Origin of the sequence: Mesorhizobium sp. M7A.F.Ca.ET.027.03.2.1 (assembly GCF_003999175.1) — a bacterium.
Lineage (GTDB): Bacteria > Pseudomonadota > Alphaproteobacteria > Rhizobiales > Rhizobiaceae > Mesorhizobium.
Genome location: NZ_RZOM01000424.1, coordinates 1 through 4,835 on the forward strand (window position 1 = coordinate 1; position 4,835 = coordinate 4,835).

Annotated in this window: 3 protein-coding genes and 5 pseudogenes; 5 read left to right on the plus strand and 3 right to left on the minus strand. The window is 59.1% G+C overall.

Annotated elements, in window-relative coordinates; translation table 11 throughout:
- Positions 1–18: 18 nt before the first annotated feature.
- Positions 19–96 (plus strand): annotated as a pseudogene (locus EN750_RS40835) (hypothetical protein); the annotation flags it as partial.
- Between the two features lie 36 nt (positions 97–132).
- Here EN750_RS40835 and EN750_RS18670 read toward each other — a convergent pair.
- A pseudogene (locus EN750_RS18670) lies at positions 133–805 on the minus strand (transposase); the annotation flags it as partial.
- A 26-nt stretch (positions 806–831) separates the two neighbouring features.
- Between EN750_RS18670 and EN750_RS18675 the strand changes: the two are divergent.
- Positions 832–945, plus strand: a pseudogene (locus EN750_RS18675) (aminocyclopropane-1-carboxylate deaminase/D-cysteine desulfhydrase family protein); the annotation flags it as partial.
- A gap of 401 nt (positions 946–1,346) precedes the next feature.
- On the opposite strand, the gene EN750_RS18680 reads toward EN750_RS18675, so the two are convergent.
- Positions 1,347–2,075, minus strand: a complete 729-nt coding sequence (locus tag EN750_RS18680) for an SDR family oxidoreductase (RefSeq protein WP_126080609.1) — start codon at positions 2,073–2,075, stop codon at positions 1,347–1,349.
- A 432-nt stretch (positions 2,076–2,507) separates the two neighbouring features.
- Positions 2,508–3,659: a TlpA disulfide reductase family protein gene (locus EN750_RS18685; RefSeq protein WP_126080610.1), complete on the minus strand. Its 1,152-nt coding sequence runs from the start codon at positions 3,657–3,659 to the stop codon at positions 2,508–2,510.
- A gap of 400 nt (positions 3,660–4,059) precedes the next feature.
- On the opposite strand from EN750_RS18685, the pseudogene EN750_RS18690 reads away from it, so the two are divergent.
- The 3 genes and pseudogenes from EN750_RS18690 to EN750_RS18700 form a co-directional block, all read left to right on the plus strand.
- Positions 4,060–4,314, plus strand: a pseudogene (locus tag EN750_RS18690) (transposase); the annotation flags it as partial.
- Positions 4,302–4,712, plus strand: a pseudogene (locus EN750_RS18695) (thiamine phosphate synthase); the annotation flags it as partial. The pseudogenes EN750_RS18690 and EN750_RS18695, both read left to right, overlap by 13 nt.
- On the plus strand, positions 4,703–4,835 hold a 133-nt coding region (locus EN750_RS18700; RefSeq protein WP_189384703.1), incomplete at its 3' end, for a bifunctional hydroxymethylpyrimidine kinase/phosphomethylpyrimidine kinase. The pseudogene EN750_RS18695 and the gene EN750_RS18700, both read left to right, overlap by 10 nt.

Genomic DNA, 4,835 nt, shown 5'->3' on the forward strand with positions numbered 1-4,835 from the left:
GGCTGGTCCTGTGCAGCAATGCGTCGATGGTTTACTTCGCTTTGGATTCTCCGTGTGGCAGTCGTCACGACGCTGGCCTGTTCGCTGCTGCTTCAGGCCGGCTACTTCGGCCGCGTGCTCTTTCTGAGCTGGTCATGCGGCTTGGCGCAAAGCAAGCTTCTTGTGCTCGCGCAGGTCATCCATGTTGATGTAGCGGTTGGCCTCCATCCAGTTTTCGTTGGTTTCGACGGCCAGCGCCCTGACCAGGCGCAGGCAGCTTTCGGCGTTCGGGAAGATGCGCACGACATAGGTGCGCCGGCGGATTTCCTCGTTGAGGCGTTCCAGCATGTTGGTGGACTTCAGGTGCTTGTGGTGCTGGCGCGGCAGGCAAAAGAAGGTCAGCGTGCATTCGATGGTCTCCTCTCCCCAGCTCGTCAGTCGCGGATAGCGGCCCGACCATTTGGCAAGCCATGCGGCGAGATCGGCCTTGGCCTCGGCGAGATCGCGCGGTCGTAGAGCCAGCGCAACTCCTGCAGGCAATCATCGCCACGATTTCTCGGCAGGTGATCGAGCGCGTTCCTGAGGCACGTAGCAGCGCTGCCAGGCGGGCTTCGGGGATCACCCCGCCGATCGCCGCCACCAGGCTGGCATGATCGTCGGACACGACCAGTTCGACGCCCCTGAGCCCGCGCGCCTTCAGCGCGACGAGGAAATCCCTCCAGGCCGAGCGGCTTTCGCGATTAGCCATCTCGACGGCCAAGATCTGGCGCCGGCCGTCCCAATCGATGCCGACAGCGATCAGCACCGCCTGGCTCATGACGACGCCGCCCGACGCGATCGCGCCAGATGCCCGATACGCTCGTCACAACCGGTGGCGTGCAGTCCAACCATACGCGCATGGTCGCTGCGGTCGCCGCCAAGACCGGCATGAGATGCCTCCTGGTCCAGGAGAGCTGGGTCCCACATGGACATCCGCGCCTGGTTCAGCCCTAGCGGTGAAGGCATGGCAGCAAGCTCAGCGCCGCTAAACAACACATCGCCAAGGCATGCGAACATTGCATGCTCTCTCGCTCGAACACGCCGCGGCGGGGGCGCTCGTCTCCACGTAGAAGGACCAGATTTGCCATCGAGCCTTCTCCTGTTCACGGCAAATTTCACCCTAAATGCACCGCCGCCTCGGAGATTGGCCCCAGCAGATGTCCGTAGGCAATCATTCTCTGACGTTGCCGAGCGGCGGAACTGGGCGCCATATTCCTTTACCATCAGACGGACCCGGTTCTCGACGTCGCGGCTGATAGCGACAAGGCAGGTGCCAGCGGGAGGATGGCGTTCCAGCGGCCCGCCCCAGTTCGAAATACGACTAACCGTCACGGAAGACTTAACTTGGCAGTTCGGCCACCGTCTACGACAAAAATCTGGCCGGTGACGAATGCAGCTTCGTCGGAGGCAATCCATGCGACCATGGCGGCAACTTCCTCAACGCGGCCTGTTCGGCCCAACGGATGAATGGTACCAAGCCGTTCCAGTGCCTTCTCGGGCAAAGCGGCGACGAAATCGACATTGAGATCCGTATCGATCCAACCAGGCGCTACGCCATTGCAGCGCACCCCGTCTTGCCCGCCGTCCACCGCTACGGCGCGTGTAAGGCCATGCAGCCCAGCCTTCGAGGCACAATATGCCGCGTGCCCTGGGTTAGAGGCCAATCCCTCTATCGAGCCAACATTGACGATTGAGCCACGGCTTCTGCGAAGATGAGGCATGGCGCGACGGATCAGCAGGAAAGGAGCATCAAGATTCAGCGCCATTGTGCGTCGCCACTCGTCAAGCCCGGTATCATCTACCCTTGCTTCAACCATGCACCCAGCGTTGTTGACCAGGATATCGAGGCGGCCAGCCTGTCGAACGACATGGTCAATTACCATGTTCGGAACGCCGGGGTCGCAAAGGTCCGCGACTATCCCTTCTCTATGACCGGTCGCCTCGAGCTGAACCGCAAATACTCTGGCCCCGTCGCTGGCAAGTCTGTCGGCGATTGCCGCCCCAATGCCGCGGCTAGCCCCGGTCACTAAGGCGACCTTCCCCATAAAACGCTTCATTCGGCTGCCCTTTCGCCATTCACCGTTACAAGCATGCCGACGCGAGACGCACGCGCAGGCCGGTTTAATCCGGACACCTTCTCCCGCGTGGTCAAGGCCTACTCCACCCCGTCGGCGATGCGACCATTAAGCGGCCGCAAGATGAATAGGCGTCTCTGACTCCGAAGGCCCAACCTGATGGCCGTGCGCGACGCACGAGCCCGGTCCGGCGCCGCGATTCGTTGCTCTTAGTCGATTTGAACTGAAATGCGAGCATCTGCGCTGACGCTTCTTTCTTCGTTAGGTGCCCGGGCTTTGTCCCATACCACCATGATTTCATGGGTTTCAAAGGCATCCTCAGAACATGTTTAGTAACACCCTGTATATTGATGCCAATTCAGCTGCGATGGACCCATATGCCTGAACGAATTGGCCCGTAAGCCCTTCTTGCTATCAAACCCTTTTATGCTTTCTCCTCGGCCCGCCCTGCGATCGTGCCTTCAGGACATTGCTTTGCGGAGCCGCACAGAGGGCGCCGTAATAAACCTCCTCACCCTTGTAGTTGGCTAAGGCCTGCAGCAAGTTCGGTAGAAGGTGTTGTTTCAGCTCGTCCAGCATAGGGTCCGCACTGTCCAGCGATTTCAGTGCGAACTCGATTAGCTCAATCGCACGATCTTGGTTGCCGCTCTCGTGATAGTATCGAGCCACCGCCGGATAAGTCCGGAACTTGTGGCCGTCGCCTTGGAGTGGATTGCGTGCCAGGATATGCTCGGCCAACTCTTTGCCGAGCGCGAAGCGCTCATGAGACGGAAAGTGCGAGTGGTCGTGCGCCGGACCGAAAAGTTGGTCTAATGTTGCCAGCAGCCAATGCTCGGAGTTCCTTTCGATCGCGTCGCGAGCCAATTGGCGTATGACAGGCAACCCGGCCGGCATGTCTTGCATTCTGTGAAGCAATACATGCGCCTGAGCCAAGCGGAAGTTGATGTCGTCGGGCATCAAGGCGCTGCCCTCTTCGACTGCTGAGAGTGCCGTCTCCCAGTCCTCTTTTCTCACTGCGGCCCAAAATCTCCTATTAATTGACTTGGTCAACGCTTGTTCGCGCTCGGCGATCCGCTTCGAGTCGACTTTCGATGCGTCGCTGGTGCGCCAGCGGCCGTTGAGCACTCTCGCCAAGACCTCGTTAAGTCGAGTAGCGTGACCGATATAGGCGATACGACCGTCTGCATCGATTACAAACAAGATCGGAAATTCGCCAGAAAAGCTTGCTTCCATCCAACGCTTTTTCATTTGGCCCGTATGGTCGAACGCGATCGGAAAATTCAGGTTCGAGCACTTTTCGGTCAACCACGCGTCCAGCTTGACCCGCGCCTCAACCGTCGATAGCGCGCCTTCATGAGCCGCGACCACGATGACCTCGAGCCCACTGTGCTTGAACCTTTCCTGCATCTGCATCAGATGGTGCATCGCCGCCGCACATGGTTCACTCCCAGTTGCCCAAAATTCGACGACGTATACTTTGCCGGGCTGGAAATGTGCGATGGGCTCGCCGCGCACCCAAGTCTCCACATTGATCGAAGGAGCCGGCGACCCCATCTGCAAAACCATATTGCTCTCCAACGCCATCCCAAAGCTGCGCGGCTTTATGGCAAGCTGTTCCCTGAGAGACGGTGCACCGAGTCGACTGAAAGGAGGCCTCTATCGTCAGGCGGGCTTCGATGCAGTCAGCCGTCAATCAGTTTTGCCGCATTTCAACCAGCAAAGGCCGTGCCAGCGCGCTGAACGCCCGCTGACGGCATTAATTTACCTTTGAAAACATCCATGTGTAATGATGCGGACATTTTTGTCAGGTGTTTGTTTCGAATCCGCCATTTTGTCAGTTGCTGTCGGTCTGGGCGTTTAGAGTCCTCGCGCCAGACTGCGATGGGGCAGCAGCACCTGAATACAGACCTGCCACTGAGAATTTCCTCCATCTGAGACTAGAGTCAGGGTCCTTGATTACGGACTGATGAAGACAAAGCGATTTACGGAAGAGCAGATCATCGCGGTTATGCGCGAGCATGAAGAGGGTGCGAAGGCTGGCGATCTTGCCCGCAAGCACGGGATCTCCGAGGCGACGCTGTATAGCTGGAAGGCCAAGTATGGCGGGATGGACGTCTCCGACGCCAAGCGCCTGAGGCCTTGGAAGACGAGAACGCCAAGCTAAAGAAGCTGCTCGCCGACGCTCGAAGCCTCGGCAGTGCGCGAGCTTCTGTCGAGGAAGGCTGCGACTTCATACATCTCGGCCAGGAGGATTTGCAGACCGCTGACCTCTTGGCGATACGGGCAGCCGGCGTAAGGCTCGGACTGAGCACACATGATCATCAGGAGCTGGAAACGGCGATGGCCGCCGAGCCTGACTACATAGCGCTTGGACCCATCTATCCGACCATCCTGAAGAAGATGAAATGGGCGCCGCAAGGGGTCGAACGGATCAGCGAATGGAAGCGCCAGGTCGCGCCGTTTCAATTGGTCGCCATTGGTGGCCTCAACCCTGAGCGGCTCGACGGTGTCTTTGCGGCTGGCGCGGACAGCGCGGCGGTGGTGACCGACATCACGCTCAACGACGACCCCGAGGCGCGCACGCGAGAATGGATCGAAAAGACGGACCAATGGCGCTGAGGCGAGAACCACATGTGCTTGTCGTCGGTGGATCGGACTCCAGTGGCGGTGCTGGAATTGCACGCGATATCGAGACGATCTCTGCCATTGGCGTGCGCACCTGTCTCGCCGTCACAGCGCTAA

Bases quoted from the DNA above. Each gene is read 5' to 3' on its own strand.
- EN750_RS18680 (WP_126080609.1), bottom strand. From the start codon at position 2,075: ATGAAGCGTTTTATGGGGAAGGTCGCCTTAGTGACCGGGGCTAGCCGC.
- EN750_RS18685 (WP_126080610.1), bottom strand. From the start codon at position 3,659: ATGGTTTTGCAGATGGGGTCGCCGGCTCCTTCGATCAATGTGGAGACT.